This window comes from Streptomyces rimosus subsp. rimosus, assembly GCF_000720725.1.
Lineage (GTDB): Bacteria > Actinomycetota > Actinomycetes > Streptomycetales > Streptomycetaceae > Streptomyces > Streptomyces rimosus_A.
Map to the genome: position 1 here is coordinate 206164 of NZ_JOCQ01000001.1, position 16647 is coordinate 222810.

The 16647-nt window shown below is 71.5% G+C and carries 13 protein-coding genes and 1 pseudogene; 10 read left to right on the plus strand and 4 right to left on the minus strand.

The annotated features are described in order from the left end of the window. Positions 1-58 precede the first annotated feature (58 nt). The 3 genes from IH45_RS0100900 to IH45_RS0100910 all read right to left on the minus strand — a co-directional run bounded on the left by IH45_RS0100900 (position 59) and on the right by IH45_RS0100910 (position 3316). Complete coding sequence (locus IH45_RS0100900) at positions 59-1513, minus strand: FAD-dependent monooxygenase (protein WP_030659795.1); 1455 nt, start codon at positions 1511-1513, stop codon at positions 59-61. A gap of 71 nt (positions 1514-1584) precedes the next feature. Continuing rightward, on the minus strand, positions 1585-2190 hold the full coding sequence (locus IH45_RS0100905) for a TetR/AcrR family transcriptional regulator (RefSeq protein WP_030659798.1): 606 nt from the start codon (positions 2188-2190) through the stop codon (positions 1585-1587). Positions 2191-2281: 91 nt separating this feature from the next. Beyond that, positions 2282-3316, minus strand: coding sequence for a PucR family transcriptional regulator (locus IH45_RS0100910; RefSeq protein WP_030659800.1), 1035 nt, complete (start codon positions 3314-3316; stop codon positions 2282-2284). Between the two features lie 117 nt (positions 3317-3433). Here IH45_RS0100910 and IH45_RS0100915 point away from each other — a divergent pair, with 117 nt between their 5' ends. From IH45_RS0100915 to IH45_RS0100960, 10 genes are all read left to right on the plus strand, one after another. After that, positions 3434-4330, plus strand: a complete 897-nt coding sequence (locus IH45_RS0100915) for an alpha/beta hydrolase (RefSeq protein ID WP_030659802.1) — start codon at positions 3434-3436, stop codon at positions 4328-4330. Between the two features lie 120 nt (positions 4331-4450). Continuing rightward, positions 4451-5119 carry a metal-dependent transcriptional regulator gene (locus tag IH45_RS0100920; RefSeq protein WP_030659804.1) on the plus strand — a complete coding sequence of 223 codons (669 nt, stop codon included), beginning with the start codon at positions 4451-4453 and terminating at the stop codon, positions 5117-5119. A 44-nt stretch (positions 5120-5163) separates the two neighbouring features. After that, positions 5164-5469: a hypothetical protein gene (locus tag IH45_RS1000000148460; RefSeq protein WP_158812830.1), complete on the plus strand. Its 306-nt coding sequence runs from the start codon at positions 5164-5166 to the stop codon at positions 5467-5469. A gap of 446 nt (positions 5470-5915) precedes the next feature. Continuing rightward, positions 5916-8555 (plus strand): aldehyde dehydrogenase family protein, encoded by a 2640-nt coding sequence (locus IH45_RS0100930; RefSeq protein WP_030659806.1) that lies wholly within the window; start codon positions 5916-5918, stop codon positions 8553-8555. After that, positions 8552-10249 (plus strand): thiamine pyrophosphate-binding protein, encoded by a 1698-nt coding sequence (locus IH45_RS0100935; protein WP_030659808.1) that lies wholly within the window; start codon positions 8552-8554, stop codon positions 10247-10249. The genes IH45_RS0100930 and IH45_RS0100935 overlap by 4 nt, the downstream gene beginning before the upstream one ends. After that, positions 10246-10428, plus strand: a complete 183-nt coding sequence (locus IH45_RS0100940; RefSeq protein ID WP_030659810.1) for a hypothetical protein — start codon at positions 10246-10248, stop codon at positions 10426-10428. The genes IH45_RS0100935 and IH45_RS0100940 overlap by 4 nt, the downstream gene beginning before the upstream one ends. Positions 10429-10438: 10 nt before the next feature. Next, on the plus strand, positions 10439-12454 hold the full coding sequence (locus IH45_RS0100945; protein ID WP_030659812.1) for a condensation domain-containing protein: 2016 nt from the start codon (positions 10439-10441) through the stop codon (positions 12452-12454). Next, the gene (locus IH45_RS0100950) at positions 12451-13698 is read left to right on the plus strand and encodes an aminotransferase class I/II-fold pyridoxal phosphate-dependent enzyme (protein ID WP_030659814.1); all 1248 of its coding nucleotides are present in this window, start codon (positions 12451-12453) and stop codon (positions 13696-13698) included. The genes IH45_RS0100945 and IH45_RS0100950 overlap by 4 nt, the downstream gene beginning before the upstream one ends. Before the next feature lie 138 nt (positions 13699-13836). Next, entirely contained in the window at positions 13837-14598 is a 762-nt protein-coding gene (locus IH45_RS0100955) for an SDR family NAD(P)-dependent oxidoreductase (protein ID WP_030659817.1), read from the plus strand. Between the two features lie 293 nt (positions 14599-14891). After that, positions 14892-16148 carry an MFS transporter gene (locus IH45_RS0100960; protein ID WP_030659819.1) on the plus strand — a complete coding sequence of 419 codons (1257 nt, stop codon included), beginning with the start codon at positions 14892-14894 and terminating at the stop codon, positions 16146-16148. A gap of 109 nt (positions 16149-16257) precedes the next feature. On the opposite strand, the pseudogene IH45_RS1000000146080 reads toward IH45_RS0100960, so the two are convergent. Beyond that, positions 16258-16419: pseudogene (locus IH45_RS1000000146080) on the minus strand (1-acyl-sn-glycerol-3-phosphate acyltransferase); the annotation flags it as partial. Positions 16420-16647: the final 228 nt, after the last annotated feature.

The following is a 16647-nucleotide window of genomic DNA, read 5'->3' on the forward strand; positions in this document are numbered from 1 at the left end:
CTGATGGTGCGGCGACCGGTCCAGTCTGACCAGGTATGCCCTCTTGCGGTCATGCTGTTCAGGCCGCCTTGAACCAGGTCCCCAGCGCGTCGTACAGGCCATCGTCGGTTGTGCCTTGCCAGGCGACATAGCAGTCGGGCCGGAGGAGCAGCGCGGTGTCGAGTTCCGGGACGGTCACGGTGTCGACCTGAGACGCGTAAGCGCCCGTATCGAGGGTGCCGGTGGGGTCCAGGAGGAGCGGGCGGCCGGTGCGGGTCAGTGCGCGCAGGCCCGGCAGGTCCGGTGCCCACCGGCCGACGAGCGGGCCGGTCGCCGGCCCCATGTCGTAGGTGATGTCCGCACCGGAGAGCAGATCCGCGAGGTGCTGCCGGGTCGCGGGCTGGACGAGCAGTTCCCCGAACAGCTCGCGCAACGCCGTCACATCGCCGCCCGGGCGGGTGAGCAGCGATTGGGCCTGGGTGTGCATGGCGACCCGCCGCGCCACCGGGGCCCGCTCCGGCTCGTAGGTGTCCAGCAGCCCTTCCGGCGCGTGGCCGCGCAGTGCCGCGGCCAGCTTCCAGCCGAGATTCACCGCGTCCTGCAGGCCCATGTTGAGCCCCGGGCCGCCGATCGCCGAGTGCACGTGCGCGGCGTCCCCGAGCAGGAACACGCGGCCCGCCCGGTACCGCGCGGCGATCCTGGTGTTGCCGCCGGACAACCGCCTCATCAGGTGCGGCCCCGGTCCGGCGGGCGGGCCGAGCGGTACGTCCACGCCGAGTACGCGGGAAGCGCTGGCCCGGAGATCGTCGAGCGAGGCCTCGCCCTCGGCCGGCCGCCCCCACTCCACCGTGGTGATCAGCGGAGCGCCGTCCGGGAACGGCCCCCAGGTGATCAGTCCGTGTGCGGTGCGCAGGTGGTGGAACGGCGGTACGACACCGAAACCGGGTACGGTCAGGCTGCCCTCGGCACCGACCATGTCCGCGGGCACGCTCACGTGACCGGCGCGCGATACGGAGTCGTCCGCGGTCACGCCGGGGAACCCGATCCCGGCGAGCTTGCGTACCGTACTGTGCCCGCCGTCGGCGCCGACCAGGAACGCCGCTTCGACGGGCGCCCGTCCGCGCAGCTCGACCGTCACCGACTTCCCGTCCTGCGCCAGGCCGGTGACCTCGTGCCCGTGGCGGATCTCGACGCCCAGTTCGGCGGCGCGCTCGGCGAGCATGCGCTGGATCCGGCGCTGCGGCACCATCAGCGTGTGCAGCGGGTTGTCCGGCAGATCGTGCAGGTCGAGCGGGAACGCGCCGAATACGAAGCGCGGCGTCGGTTCGGGCGTGGCGCCCGGCGTGGTGAGGCGCTCGTACAGTCCGCGCCGGTCGAGCATCCGGACGACCTGGCCGACCAGGCCGTTCGCGCGTTGCTCGGTGGTCGGTTCGGTGCGGCGTTCCACGACGAGCGGGCGCGCGCCGGCCAGGGCGAGTTCGCAGGCCAGCATCAAGCCGTTGGGCCCGGCGCCTGCGATGACGACGTCGATCATGGGCGGGTTCCTCTTCCGCGCAGGGGGCATCGGCCCGGCGGCCCGCCGGGCTCTCTGTCCGTGGTCGGATGTCAGGGGGCGGGCAGGCCCGCCGCGATGCAAGCGAGAGCGTCGGTGAGCAGGCGGCTTGCCGGGACCGGCGGATCGGTGCGGAGGTGGTGTGCCATGGCGGTGTTGATCGCGGCCATGACCGCGGATGCGACGAGGTGCGGATACAGATCCTGTTCCGGATCCGTACCGGTGCGGTCGGCGACGGCCGCGGCGATCTCCGCCTCGGCACGGGCCCCGGCCCGCAGCAACTCGCCTTGCACAGCCGGTTCGTCGAGCACCGTGCGCACGCCCGCTGTCCACTTCGCCGGGTCGGGAGCGGGCTGATCGGCCACTGCTGTGCCGGGCTCGAACTGCGGAAGCACCGCATGGGTGATCGCGTCCCACAGCGGCTCCGCCGGCCGCTCGCGCAGCGCCTCGGCGATGCGCAGGCAACGGTCCAGGTGGTGGGTGGCGATCGCCTCGCCCTTGCTGGAGAAGTAGTTGTTGAACGTGCGCGGCGAGACGCCGGCGGCCTCGGCGATGTCCTCGACCTTGACGTTGTCGAGGCCGCGTTCGGCCGCCAGGCGTAGCGCCGCCCAGCTGAGCGCGGCGCGCGTCCCGGCCTTCTTCCGTTCCCGCAGTCCCATGGAAGGACAGTAGCCGAAGTTGCGCGTCACGCAAATATGCGTGGTGCGCAATTTTATGACCGCGGGGAGACTCCGTCAGCCGAGGGGCGGCTCAGCCGTCGAGCAGCCGCCACGTGGCGAGGGCGAGCCGTGCCCGCATCAGCCCGGCGGGCTCGGTGAGTTCGATGCCCAGGGCCTTGCCGATCTGTTCGAGTCGGCGGGCGACGCTGCTGTGATGCAGGTGGAGCAGGTCGGCGGCCCGGCGCAAGGCACCGGTGGCGCAGTAGGCGTCCAGAGTCTCCAGGACCTCCGGGTCGGCGGCGAGCCGGGCGATCGCGGCCACGTCGGTGTTGTCCCGCGCCAACTCCTCCGGCACGTGCGCAAGCAGCGCCAACGCCCCGAGGTCGCGGTAATGGACGACGGGCCGGCCCGGGGTGGTGAAGCGGAGGGCGGTGCGGGCCTGCCGCCAGGACCGGTCGGGGCTTTCGGCGGCGCCGATGCCCGCGCGTACGTCTGCCGGAAACAGGGCCGGGTCCACGGTGGTGGCCAGGAGGACGCCCACGTCGGTGAGCAGAGCCGCCTTCACGGGCCGGGCCGGGCAGATCAGGCCGCCGATCCGGTCGAGCGGGAGCCGCGAGCGTACGGCGACGACATGGACCGGCAGGTCGGCGGCGAACCCCAGGAGCCGCAGCGCGCGGGCCCGGGCCGCCTCGTCGCTGTCGGAGCTGATGACCAGTTCGACGAGGGCGGGGTCGGCCATGGTGGTGCGGGCCGGACCGTACCGCTCGGCGACCGCGGCGGCGACGATGGCGAGCCGGTCGAGAAGCGCCTCGTCGAGCGCGCCGGGCGGGCCGGGGCGCTCCAGCCACACCGCGCCGATCTCCTCCCCGTCGAGGATGACCGGCACCGTGCTGGACGCCGGTGGTGGCGGGGCGGACGCCTGCCTGCCGTCGGGCGCCATGCGGATCGTCCGCCCCGTGCCGTGGAGCCGGATCCCGGCCACGCATTCGGCCAGGCCCGCCGAGGCCCGGGCGAGGGCCGGGAGATCCACCCGCCGGCGCATCAGCGTGTCGTAGAACATGACGATGCGGATCGCGCCTTCGACCTGCGAATCGAACCCCGACAGCCGTACGGCCAGTGCCTCCATGCCAGGAGGATATGGCCTCCGCGGACGGCGGGTGAGCGCCGAGCGGCGCGTGAACGGAGCCGGATACCCGACGGGTGGCGGATGATCCCGGGTCCGGCGGCGGTGAGGATGACCGGCATGGATCCCGAACTCGAAGCATTCATCCCGTTGCTGCCCAAGGCCGATCCCGGTGACCCGGCCGCCTACCGCAAGATCTACACCGAGCTGGCCACCGCCAGGCCGGCAGCGGACACCTCGGCGCTGGAGGTCCAGGACCGCACGGTGCCCGCCGAACCGGACGTGCCGGTGCGGATCTACCGCCCGGAGCAGGCCCAGGGCGCCGTCATCTGGATGCACGGCGGCGGCTGGGTCGTCGGCAACCTCGACACCGAGGCCCACTGGGCCGCCCCGATAGCCCGCCTCTCCGGCGCGGTCGTGATCACCGTCGACTACCGCCTGGCGCCCGAGAACCGGTTCCCGGCCGCCCTGGACGATGCCTACGCCGTACTGGCCTGGGCACACGAACACGCGGCGGAACTCGGCGTCGCCCCGGACCGGATCGCGGTCGGAGGCCACAGCGCCGGCGCGAACCTCGCCGCCGCGATGACGCTGCGCTCGCGTGACGAGCAGGGGCCGCCGATCCGCTTCCAACTGCTCAACGAGGCCATCCTCGACGACCGGCAGCAGACGTGGTCGGCGCGGAACTTCACCGATACGCCCTGGAACAACCGTGCCGTACGGGCCGCGGCGTTGGGCCACTACCTGGGCGACCGGCCCGCCACCCCGTACGCCGCGCCGGCGCGCGCCACCGACCTGGCCGGTCTCCCTCCGGCCTACGTCGCCACCGCCGAGTTCGACCCGAACCGCGACGAGGGCATCGACTACGCGCTGCGCCTGCTCCAGGCGGGCGTGTCGGTCGAACTGCGCCAGTGGCCCGGCACCTTCCACGGCTCGATGGCGCTCCAGTCCGCCGACGTGTCGCAGCGGCAACTCGCCTCGATCGCCGCTGTCCTGCGCCGCGCCCTGGCCGCATGAGGCCGTAGGGCCTGTCGTTCATCGACGGTGCCGAGCGGCCATCTGCCGATCGGCACCGTCGGTGGGCCGTCGGGGGCTGCGGCTGCCGGCTTGACCACGGACCCCGGGGGAGGAACGGCAATGAGGACACACGGCCTGGTCGATCCGACGGAGATGTATCTGCGCACCATCTTCGAGCTGGAGGAGGAGGGGGTGGTGCCGCTGCGGGCCCGGATCGCCGAGAGGGTCCGGCAGAGCGGGCCGACCGTCTCGGAGACCGTGGCCCGCATGCAGCGCGACGGCCTGGTGCGGGTGGCCGACGACCGGCGTCTGGTGATGACGGAGCCGGGCCGCCGCCGGGCCGTACGGGTCATGCGCAAGCACCGCCTGGCCGAGTGCCTGCTGGCGGACGTGATCGGCCTGCGATGGGAGGACATCCACGTCGAGGCGTCCCGATGGCAGCACGTGATGTCCGACGCGGTGGAGAGCCGGCTGACGGAACTCCTCGGCCACCCCGCGACGTGCCCGCACGGCAGCCCCATCCCCACTGCCGGGCAGAGCGGCACCGCCCCTGCCTCCCTCCTCACCCTGGCGGATGCGGCCACCGCCATGGAGAGCGTGGTGACGGTCATCCGGATCGGCGAACTGCCGCAGAACGACCCCTCGGTCCTGCTGCGCCTGAAACGCGCCGGGATACGGCCCGGCCACCGGGTCACGGCCGTGGCCACCGAGGGCGGAGTGAGGGTGACCGGCGACGAGCGGACGACGATCCCGCACGGACTCGGTACCCACATCTTCGTGAAGACCTGAAGACCTGAAGACCCACGAGCCGTACGGCAAGGAGACGAACCCCGATGATCAGCACGCTGCTGCGCGTCCTGGGCCACGCGTATGCCTGGCCGATGCTCCGCGTCACGGCTCCGCCTGGCCACGCCGGTACCGCCGCGGCAGTCCTCGGCGCGGTGGGCGAGCCGGCCGTCCTCGGTGAAGCCCTCGTGGGCGCGGGGGAGGAGATGGCGAACGCGTCGCACCGCCTGATCCGCTCGGTCAGGGCCAGAGCATCCGCAGGGGGCCCTTCCGCGTTCTCCACGTCGCGTCGTACAGCAACACGTCCCGGCCACCCGCCCGCCACCTCGCCCGCCTGTTGCCCACAGGCCTGACCGGCATCCTGCACCGGCGCGCAAACTCCGCCCGGTCCCGCTCCTCCACCAGCGTGGACACCATCGGCGACCGAACGGCTTTCCCTGCATTCGGAGGCCAGGCCCGCACGTCTCCCACCAAGACACTGACACACCACCAGCACACCTGAACGCGCGGCGTTTCGGCTCAATTTGCCTCATCGGCCGTGAACGGACCCATCTCGACACCGGCTTACAGGTATGCGATAGTTCAAGATGGTTCTTCTTGAACAGAAGCAAATGTTATCGCGGGCTTATGGGTTGACGAACGTGTACGTCCGAAAAGCCGAACACACCCCTTTTCGCCGAGGTGGCCAGTTCGCGACTCCCTTCGTCCCGCATCGTGGCAGGCCGCAGCCCTTCCGAAGCGCGTCCGGGCAGGCCCGCGAATAAGCTTCGAGGAGTAGGAGTTGCCCGTTTCAAGGCGCTTGATCTCGCCCGGGGGACGCAACTGGGAGACAGCCGAAATAGTGGACCGTGTATGCGGCGCCACCGAACTTCTTGCACGCCGCGGCATCGAACCCGGTTCGCGGGTGATGCTGAGCGGGGCCAATTCCCCGGAATGGGTCGTCGAGCTGCTCGCGCTCATTCACCTCGACGCATCGGTGGTCCTGGCCGACCACCGAGCCACCCCGTCCCAGCGGTCGCGGATCCGTGCCCAGGCGCGCGTGGCGCTCGAAATCAGCGACGGTACGGGCGCTATCGCGATGCCACGGCCCGCGTCGGACACGACGGCCGTGCCCGATGTCGCGAGCTGGGCGCGGCGCCAGGACGCCGCGATCTCGTGGTCGTCGGGAACGACAGGCAGCCCCAAAGGCATTGTCCGTTCCGGCCGCTCGATTCTGGACAACCTCGCGCTCAGCGCGGAACGCATGGGATACCGGCCCGACGACGTCTTCCTGCCCGTCCTGCCGTACTCCCACCAATACGGTCTGTCGCTGGTCCTCTGCTGGTGGCTGAGCGGAGGCACGCTGGTGGTCTACGGGCCGGCCTCGCGCCTGGACCGGGCGCTTGCGGTCGGTGTGGACCACGGCCTCTCCATCGTCGACGCGGCCCCGTCCACCTACTACAGCCTGCTCAACCTGCTCGACCGCCGTCCCGCTCTCGCGACCGCGCTGCAGAGCGTACGGGCCTGGTGCGTGGGCGGCGCGCCGCTGGGGCGCAGCCTGGCGGCCCGGTTCCACGCCCGCACCGGCCGGCCTCTGCTCGACGGCTACGGGGCGACCGAAGTGGGGAACATCGCGCTGGCGACCCTCGCCGATCCGGTCGGGTGCGGCACACCGCTGCCCGGCGTGGTCGTCGAGGTCCACGACGAGTACGGCAGGCCGCTTCCCCACGGCCGGCTCGGTGAACTCGTCGTACGCAGTGAGGGCCTGATGACCGGCCGGCTGGGCGATGACGGGGAGATCGTTCCGGTTGCGGGTCCCGTGCACCGTACCGGCGACGTCGGCCGGCTCGACGACGCCGGCCGCGTCTTCCCGGTCGGGCGCAAGCACGCCGTGCACCGTGACGGCCACACGCTCTACCCCGACCACCTCGCCGAGCGGGCCGAGTCGGCCGGCGCACGGACGGAGGTCGTCGCCGTCCCCGACGAGCGTCTGGGCTGTCGTCTGGTGTTCGTGATCGTGGACCCGGACGGTCACGAGCCCGCGCACTGGAAACGGGTGCTGCGCCCGGTGCTCGCCCGCTACGAGCAGCCCGACCACATCGTCGTGCTTCCCGCGTTGCCTCTCACGCGTACGGGAAAGCCCGACCTGGCCGTACTGGAGAAGATCGCCATGACCTCGCTGCCCGCGCCGCACCACAAGGCCACCGACGCGATCGCGTCCGGCTCGGCCGTCGGTGCGGCCGACTACCGCATCCCCTTCGCCGACCGTGCCGATGCGCTGCGCGCGGTGCGCCGGTACGTGGCCGGCCATCAAGACGCGGTGCTGGGGATCCTCACCGAGATCTCGCCCCACCGCACCGCCGGCGCGGAGATCCGTTCGTTCCTCGCCACCCTCGACGGAGCGGAGGAGGAGATCCGGCGGGTCCGGCCCGGCTGCGTGCCGCGGGCCGCGGTGTTCATGCCCTCCAACATTCCGCTCTACTCCTACGCGCTGTACCTGCTCGTGGCCTCCCTTTACACCGACCGCATCACCTTCCGGCCGTCCTCCGAAATCAAAAGCCAGCTGCGACGCCTCCACGAGCTGCTGGCGCCGGTGCACGGCTTACCCATCGAGCTTTTCGAACTCAGCCAGCGCAAGTTCGTGACGGGACCGGCGCGCGAGGCGGACCTCATCGTCTTCACCGGCAATTACTCCAATGCCGAGACCATCCGCGAAGGGCTGGCGGAAGACCAGCTCTTCCTCTTCTTCGGCCGCGGCATCAACCCCTTCGTGATCGCACCCGACGCCGACCTCAAACGCGCCGTGCACGACCTCACGACCATCCGGCTCTACAACTCGGGCCAGGACTGTTTCGGGCCCGACGTCGTGTTCGCGCCGCAGGGCCGTACCGAGGAATTCCTCGATCTGCTGACCGCCGAACTGGCCGCGCTGCGTTTTGGACAGAACAGCGACCCTGCCGCCGACTACGGCCCGATCTCCTACGAATCGGCGCTGGTGCATTGCTCGGACTACCTGGTGCGCCAGGTGAGTCGCATCCGGCACGGCGGGCGCATCGATCTGCCGTCCCGCAGGATCGAGCCGACCGTGCTGCTGTGGGACTTCGACGACAAAATTCCCCTCGACGAGATGTTCGCCCCGGTGTTCAACGTCGTGGCATATCCGAGCGCACGGCGGTTGCGTGAACGGTTGGCAAGCTCCTACTTCGGCGAACGCGCGCTGGGAGCGATGGTCTACGGAAACGATCCGGAGACGGTGGAAGTCCTGTCCCGGCGCCACCTCACCTGTGTCGATCACACGCTGCTGGACGCCGAGGACGGCAACCGCCCGTTCGGCGGGTTCGGGATGCGGGCGAACTACCTCGCTTACGGCGGCGAGCGGCACGCCGAACCCCTGCTCATGTCGCAGGCCGTGGCGCAGAACCTCCCGACGGCTGCCCCTGTCGCGGTGCGTGGGACATGACCCAGGTGGGCAAACGGTACGCCGACGCGTGGTCCGCGATCGTCGACCTGCTGGTGGCGAACAAGGTGGACACCTGCTTCGGGCTGCCCGGCGACGACCTGGAGTTGCTGCGCGCCCTCGACGCCGCCGGCCTGGACCTCGTACCGTGCCGCGACCAACGCAACGCGATGTACATGGCGACCGGCTACGCGTTGCAGTCAGGCAGGCCCGCCGTCTGCGCACTGGGCAAAGGCCCCGCTGTCACGCACGCGGCCACGGGGCTGCTCGAAGCGCGGGAGTCCGGTGCGCCGGTCCTCGTCCTCGCCGCCGGCGCGCCCGAACGGCGCCGGGGCAGCGGCGGATTCCAGGAACTCGACCAGGTCGCCGCGGTAACGCCCCTCGTGCGGTGGGCACACCGGGTGGGCCACCCCGACCGGGTCGTCCCCGCCACGGTGACGGCGCTGACCCGAGCGGTGGGGCCACCGCCCGGACCCGTATACCTGGAAGTACCCGATGACGTCCGCACGTCGGAGATCCGCGTCACCGGACCACAGCCAACACTGCCCGAACCACTGACCTTCGAGGCCGGGCCCGTAACGCCGGGACCGGCACTGGCGGCGGTCCGCGCGAGCCGGCGTCCGGTGGTGCTGGTGGGCGGCGGAATGCGGCACCGCAACGACGACGGAGTGGTCGAGCGCTTCACCGAACGCCTCGGCGCGGCGCTCTTCACCACCGCGTCCGGCCGCGGCGCCGTCGACGAGCGCCACCCGCTGTTCTGCGGTGTGGCGGGCCTGTACGCCGCGGCCCCCGCCCGTGAGCTGTGGTCGTCCTGCGACCTGGTGATCTCGCTCGCCGGACGCCTTGAGGAGACCGCCGTCGAAGGCGGAACGCCGTGGCCCCCGGTCGCGGTGGTGCAGGTCAACATCGATCCGGGCGGGCTGTCGGCCGAGTTCCCGGGCCCCCGCGTGCTCGGCGACGCCCGGCACGCCGTACTCGGCTGGTCGCGGGCGCTGGACGAAGACGGCAAGGCCGGGCACGCGGAGGCGACAGGGGTGTGGGCGGACGAGATCGCCGCCGCCCGTAAGGCCATGTCACTCGACGCGGAGGCGGAGTTGGCCCGCGCGGCGACGCTGCCGGGGATCCGTATCGCCGAACTGCTCGCCGCACTCGATGCCACCTCCGCCGAACCCCGCGTACTGGTCCAGGAGAACGGCCTGCAGGACATGTGGTCCTACTGCTTCCCCTTCCACGTCGGTGGCGGGTCCGTCGTCCCGTCGGAGCAGACGCCCTTGGGCTTTGGAGCGGCCGCGGCCATCGGGGTCAAGCGGGCCGCCCCGGACCACGAGGTCACCGCGTTCATCGGGGACGGAGCGTTCCTCGCGGCCCGCGCGGACATCGCCGTCACCGCTCCGGCCCACGGCGGCGTCCTGTACATGGTGCTGTGCAACGGCGGCTACGGCTGGCTGGACGCCCAACGCGCCCGCCTCGGCCTCGACGCCGAACGCCACTCCTTCACCCGCCCGGGCGCGCCACCGCCCGCGGTGGATGCGCCGGACATCCACCACCGAGTGCTGCGCGACAAGGCCGCACTGACCGAGGAGATCCGTGCCGCGCGACGGTTCTGCGCACAGGGCGGCACCGCCGTGCTCATGGTGCCGGTCGCTCCCGACGACATCCCCCCGCCGCTCCGCGACGCCGAGGTGGTTCCCCAGTGACAGACGCAGGAATCCGCACGGTCGACGTCCGGCCGCCGATCAACTGCGACCAGCCGATCGACCCGGACACCAACTCCGTGCCGCACCGCACGCAGCACCACGGGCGGATCCGAATTGCCCCCGACAACTCGTTCGGCTTCGGCGGCCACCATGCCGCTCTCGTGGTCCGGGCAGTATGAGGTCCCGGCCGTGAACCACCTTCCGGAACCGGGCCCGAGCCCCGCCACCGTCACCCGCAGCGGGCCGCTGTCCTGGGTGCAGCAGTGGCACTGGTTCGAGCGCACCATTCCTTCGCCACGGCGGGTGAACCCGACGCCGCTCGCCGACCATTGCCACGTCCCGCCCTCGGCGACCGTCGCCGATGTCCACGCGGCGCTCGCGTCCCTCACCGCCCGCCACGAAGCGCTGCGCACCACCATCGACCCGCTCCGCCCGGTACAACACGTCCACCGCGCGGACTGGGCCCCGCTGCCGGTCGACCACATCGACGTCCCCACCGTCGATGCCGACACCCTGGAGGCCGCCACGGCGGCGCTGGCTGCCCGCCCGATCGATCCCGAACGAAATCCGCCCTGGCTCGCCAGGGTGCTGCTGGAGGCAGGGAAGCCTTGTGCGGTCCTGGTGGCCGTCCATCACGTCGTGATCGACGGATGGGGGCTGGCCGTACTGATCAACCAGCTGCACGACCGACTGCGCGGCGACGACACAGACGACACACCGGCGGAGGCGTTCACGCACCCGCTCGACACGGTCGCCACCCAGCACCCGGAACGCGCCCGCGCAGCGGAACGTGAGTGGCTCAGGCGTTTCGCGGGCAACCCGACCGGCGTACTGGCCCCGTTCGGCGGCACCGCCGACGGCAACGGGCGGCACCGCCTCCAGCACCGCTCGGTGCGCGCGTACGACGACCTCGAAAGTCTCGCCCGGCGATATCAGGCCAGCCCGGAGGCCATGGTGCTCGCGGCGCTGGCCCACGACGTCGCCACCCGCACCGGCGAACACCGGTTCCTCGCATCGGTGGTGGTCTCCAACCGGGCCCGGGCCGCTCTGCGGCACAGCATCGGCGTGCGGGCCCTGACGGTTCCGGTACAGATCGATCTCCGCCCGGGCGCGGCGTTCGGCGAGGTGGTGGCCTCGGTCGTCGCCGCCTCCGCCGCGGCCTACCGGCACGGCCAGTGGCGCCCCGCTGAACTGGTCGCCGCCCAGGCCCGCATGGACCGTCGCCGCGGCATCGTGACCGTACCCGCCATCGAGTACAACTGCTACGCGTGGCCACGCGACTACCTGGTCCCCGTGCCGAACACTCCACCGGACGGGGCCGCCACCTGGATCAACAGCGCGCCTGACGAACCCTGCGAGACGCTCTACGTCGACTTCAGCCGCGACGCGGGGTTCGTCACCCTCGATGTCACCGTTGGGGACCAGCTGCTCGACGCCGGACAGGCCGTGGCGTTGCCCGCCCGATTGTGCGGTCTGCTGCGCGCGCTCGCCGACGGTGCGGAGTGCCCGGTTCCGGCACGCTCGCTGACACCGGCCGCCTCCGGGTGGTGGCGCGCCCCGCAGGGCTGGGTGTGCTTGACCAAGGTCGAGGACGTGATACGCGGCCATCCCGGAGTGCTCGACGTGAGGGTAGCGCCCAGCGGGGACGCGGCAGGGGAAGGCGACGCCGCGGGGGAGGGGGCCGTGGTGCGGGAAGGCGACGGACCGCACCTCGTCGCGCACGCCCGCACCGCCCCTGACGTCACCCCCGGCGACCTGCACCGCCACGTCCTGAACCACCTCGGCGAAGTGCCCGGCATCCTGGCCCCGGGCCGCTACGTCCTGACCCCGGCCGACCCCGGATCCGACCGTCACCCCGACCGGCCGCACACCGCCACCGGCGGCACGGAAACCCTACGGGTCCCATCGCGCCCGCCCACGACGGACGCCGAACGCGCTCTGGCCGCCGCCGTGGCCGCCGTCGCCCCCAACGGTCCGCCGGCCGGCTCCTTCGACCGCCCGGACACCGTGGACATGAACCGCTGCCTCGCCGACCACGGAATCACCCTGGTCGCCGTCCCCCGTCTACTGGCGCTGCTCCACCGGTCCGGCTTCACCGGGATCGCGTCGGACGAGCTGGCCGGAACGGCCTCGCTCGGTCACCTTGCCGCAGCCCTGGAACCCTTACCGTCCCGCGCCCAGCGTGGAGGAGACACCTCACCATGACCGCGTCCCGCACCCCCGCGCCATCCGTGGACCGCCTGGCCCCGTGGGCCTTCGCCGCCTTCGTCGAGGCGAACACGCACGAGACGGCGTACCGACCGCCGGTGGTGGACGGCCCCGTCGGCCCGACCATCATCCGCAACGGGCGCGAGCTGGTGAATTTCGCCAGTATCAGCTTCCTCGATCTGGAACGCCACGTCCCGGTACGGCGGTATTTCGCCGAGGGGGCGCTCGCCCACGGCCTGAGCACCAGCGGATCCAGGATGACCCAGGGGATCTGCCGCCCACACCGCATTCTTGAGGAGACGATCGCCCGCCACACCGGCAAGGAGCGGGCCATCAGCTTCGCCACGGGGCTGCTGGCCAATATCGGGTTCGTCCACGCCATGAGCAGTTCCGCGCATTTCGACGCCGGGATCGAGGTGCGTAATCACGACACCGTTTTCGTCGTCGACCGTGACGTCCACTGGAGCATCTGGAAGGGCGTCGAAGGGCTGGGCTACGGCCGCAACGTCCACGCGTTCCGGCACAACGACGTCGCCGACCTGGCACGCATCCTGGGCCGCGTCCGGCCCGGCAAGACCGTGGTGATCGCCGAGAGCCTCTATTCGGCCGACGGCACCATGGGGCCGATCGTGGAGATCCTCGACGCGTGCGACCGGCACGGCGCCATCAGCATGATCGACGATGCGAACGGCTTCATGGTGTACGGGCCCGAGAACCGTCCGTACGCCCGCGAGGCGGCCGCGATCCGGGAGCGGGCCGACTTCGTCATGGTGTCACTGTCGAAAGCCATCGGTCTGGAAGGCGGCGCGATCGCCGGTCCTGCGGCGGCCATCGACGCCTTCGAACTGCTCTCCGGCACCTCGATGTTCACGGCCGCCATCCAGCCGCCCACCGCGTACACCGCCGAGCGCACGATCGAGGTCCTCGCCGGCACACCGGAGATCGTCGACGACTACCTGGCGCACGCCGCCCGACTTCGCCGGCAGATGCACGAGGCCGGCTCGCCGACGCTGCCCACCGAGTCGTACATGCTCTCGGTGCCGATCGGGAACGACGCCGCCGCCCTGCAGATGCGGGAGTGGTTCGTCGAGGACGGCTACCTCGTACCCGTCTTCTCCTACCCGGCCGTCGCACGCAACCAGGCGCTCCTGCGCCTGTTCCCGCACGCGGGCCACACCGAGGAGCAGATGGAAGGCTTCCTGCGCACCCTCCTCACCTACCGGCGGCGCCTCGGGATCTGACGTGCCACCCGTGGAGACCACCGCGCAAGCCGAGGACAGGTACGAGGTGGCCACCGCTGCCGAATGGCCCGCACCGAACAAGACTCACTCCGGGAGATGTGCCGTGCACAAAATGGTTCCCCCTAGGGTCAGGCAGCCATGAGCGTCCTCGACCGCTTCCGGCTCGACGGGCGTGTCGCCGTGGTCACCGGCGCTTCCTCCGGACTGGGCATCGCCTTCGCCACCGCGCTGGCCGAGGCCGGCGCCGATGTCGTGCTCGGGGCGCGGCGGACCGAGATGCTGGAGGCCACGCGTACAGCCGTCGAGAGGCTCGGCCGCCGGGCCGTCGCCGTGCGTACCGACGTCGCCAGGCCGGAGGACTGCCGCGCGCTGGTCGACGCGGCCATGCACGCATTCGGGCGGCTGGACATTCTCGTCAACAACGCCGGGATCAGCAGTGAACAGCCCGCGACGGAGGAGACACCGGAGCAATTCCGCGAGGTCATCGACATCAATCTCAACGGCTCTTATTGGATGGCCCAGGCCGCGGGCGCCGTGATGCTGCCCGGCAGCGCCATCGTCAACGTATCGAGCATCCTCGCGCTGGTCACCGGCGGCCTGCCACAGGCCGCCTACTCGGCGTCGAAGGCCGGGCTCCTCGGGCTCACCCGCGATCTCGCCCAGCAGTGGACCCCCGGCAAGGGCATCCGCGTGAACGCCCTCGCACCGGGCCTCTTCACGTCCCCGATGGCCGACGGCTACGCCGAGGGCTACCTCGACGCGATGATGCCGCGGGTCCTCTCCGGCCGCATCGGGCAGCCCGAGGAACTCGCTGCGGCGTTGGTCTTCCTCGTCTCCGACGCGGCGTCCTACGTCACCGGCTCCACCCTGACGGTCGATGGGGGCACGCACATCGCGTAGTGACGCGCAGCGTGGACCCCGGCGGCCGCGCCGGTGCGCCGCCGTCGGCCGAGGAGCGCGTCCCACCGGAATCTGCGAGTGGATGTGTACATGTTGTCGATCAGTGAGCGAGGCGGCCAGGTCCGGTGCGGCGCAACCGGGTGCGCCCGATACGAAGACCACCGGGCGATCCGAGCAGGGACGCGACATCGACGCGAACGCGCGCCAGTCCCGCTACCCGGTACGGAGTTGGGATTGAACCCGGCGAGCCTTTCGCGAGGAACCACCCCACCCAACGGCCAGGGGAGCCGGCCATGACGACGGAGCCGACCGCCCGACCGCTTCCACGCGCACCGCTCGGCGATCCGCACCTGCGCCGACTGGTCGTGGGCCAGGGGCTGGCGGCCGTGGTCGACGCGCTGTTCCTGATATGGCTCACGCTCTTCGTGCTCGAACTGTCGGAACCCGGAATCGCCACAGGGCTCGTGCTCGTGGCCGTGGCGCTGCCGCGAGCGGTGCTTCTGCTTCCCGCGGGAGTACTGGTCGACCGCCTCGGCCCCGCCCGTGTCACGGCCGGCGCCTGCTGGCTCCGGGTCGCCGTCCTGCTCGCCCTCGGCGCCCTGGTCGCTTTCACCTCGCCATCGGTGACGACGGTCGCGCTGCTCGCCGGGCTGCTCGGCGCCGCCGACGCCGCCTACTTCCCGGCGGCCCTGGCGCTGCTGCCCGCCGTCGTACCGACCGGAAAGCTCACCCGGGTCAACGGGCTGGTGCAGGGCGCGGAGTCGGGGGGCGACCTGGTCGGCCCGGCGGTGGCCGCCGGAGCCATCGCCGCAGTCGGCTTCGAAGCGACGCTCGCTGGAATCGTGGCGATGGCCGCGTTGGCGGCCGTCGCCCTCAGCACGCTCATCCGCGTGGTACGACGTGGTGAAGGCGCCGGGGACGGCACCGGCCCGGACGCCACCGACGGTGAACAGATCAACAGTGTGCGTGCCCTCGGCGCGGGCTTGGGATACGCCTGGCGTGAACCGCTGGTACGAGCGATGCTGGCAGCTGTCGCCCTGATCAACATCGCGGTCGTGGGCCCCGTCCTCGTGGGCGGCGCGGTGCTCGCCGACCAGCGCCTCGGTGGCGCGGGATCGCTGGGCATCGTGCTCTCCGGCTTCGGTGCCGGCTCACTGGCCGGCTCACTGACGGCCGGGTGGCGGCCGCCCGCCCGGCGCGGCTGGACCGTGGTCGGCGGGGTCGCGGCGATCGGCGCGGGCATGGCCGCACTCGCCGCCGTCACCCATGTCGCCGCCGCGACGGCGGTCGTCTCACTCATCGGCGTCGGATCCGCGTTCCTCGGCGTGGTCATCGTGGCCACACTGCAGGAGCGCGTGCCGACGCGACTGCAGGGCCGAGTGCTCAGCCTCGTCGTTCTGGCCACGGTGGCGTTCGACCCGTTCTCCTACGTGATCGCCGGGGTCCTGCTCCCGTACGGCACGACGGCGCTGTTCCTGGTCTGTGGCAGCGCCGTCCTGACGTGCGCCGGCCTGGTCGCCACAAGCCCGGCGATCCGCTCCTTGCGCTGACCGTGTTGATCGCCGGTCATCTGCCGGCCGTCCGTCGGCCATTCGCCGGTCATCGGGGCGGGTGCGGGCTGATGAGGCCGGCCGCGGAACGTCCCACCCAGCCGCACGCTCACCGGAACCGCCGTACCAGCCCCCGCTGCGCCTGCTGCCGTGCTTTGGCCTCGTTCGCGTACTCGTCCACGTACTCCTGGCCGGAGAGTTGCAGGATCTCGTACATGATCTCGTCGGTGACGGCGCGCAGGCACCCAGAGGCCCTCTGCTGCCCGGTAAAAAGCGGTCCCACCGTTCTTGCTGGGCTTCCACGATGTTCTGCTCCATCTTGAGGGTCAGGTTGCCGTACAGGCCCTTGACCCCGGCGATCTCGTGCCCCATGCGGGTTTCGATGGCGGTGTCGCTGTGACCCTCCTCTTCGAGGCACTCCTTCATCCAGTGGCGGAGCCGGTAGATCGGCCACCCGCCCACCGAGAACTCCTGCACGGGCGGGATGGCCTGCCGCGCG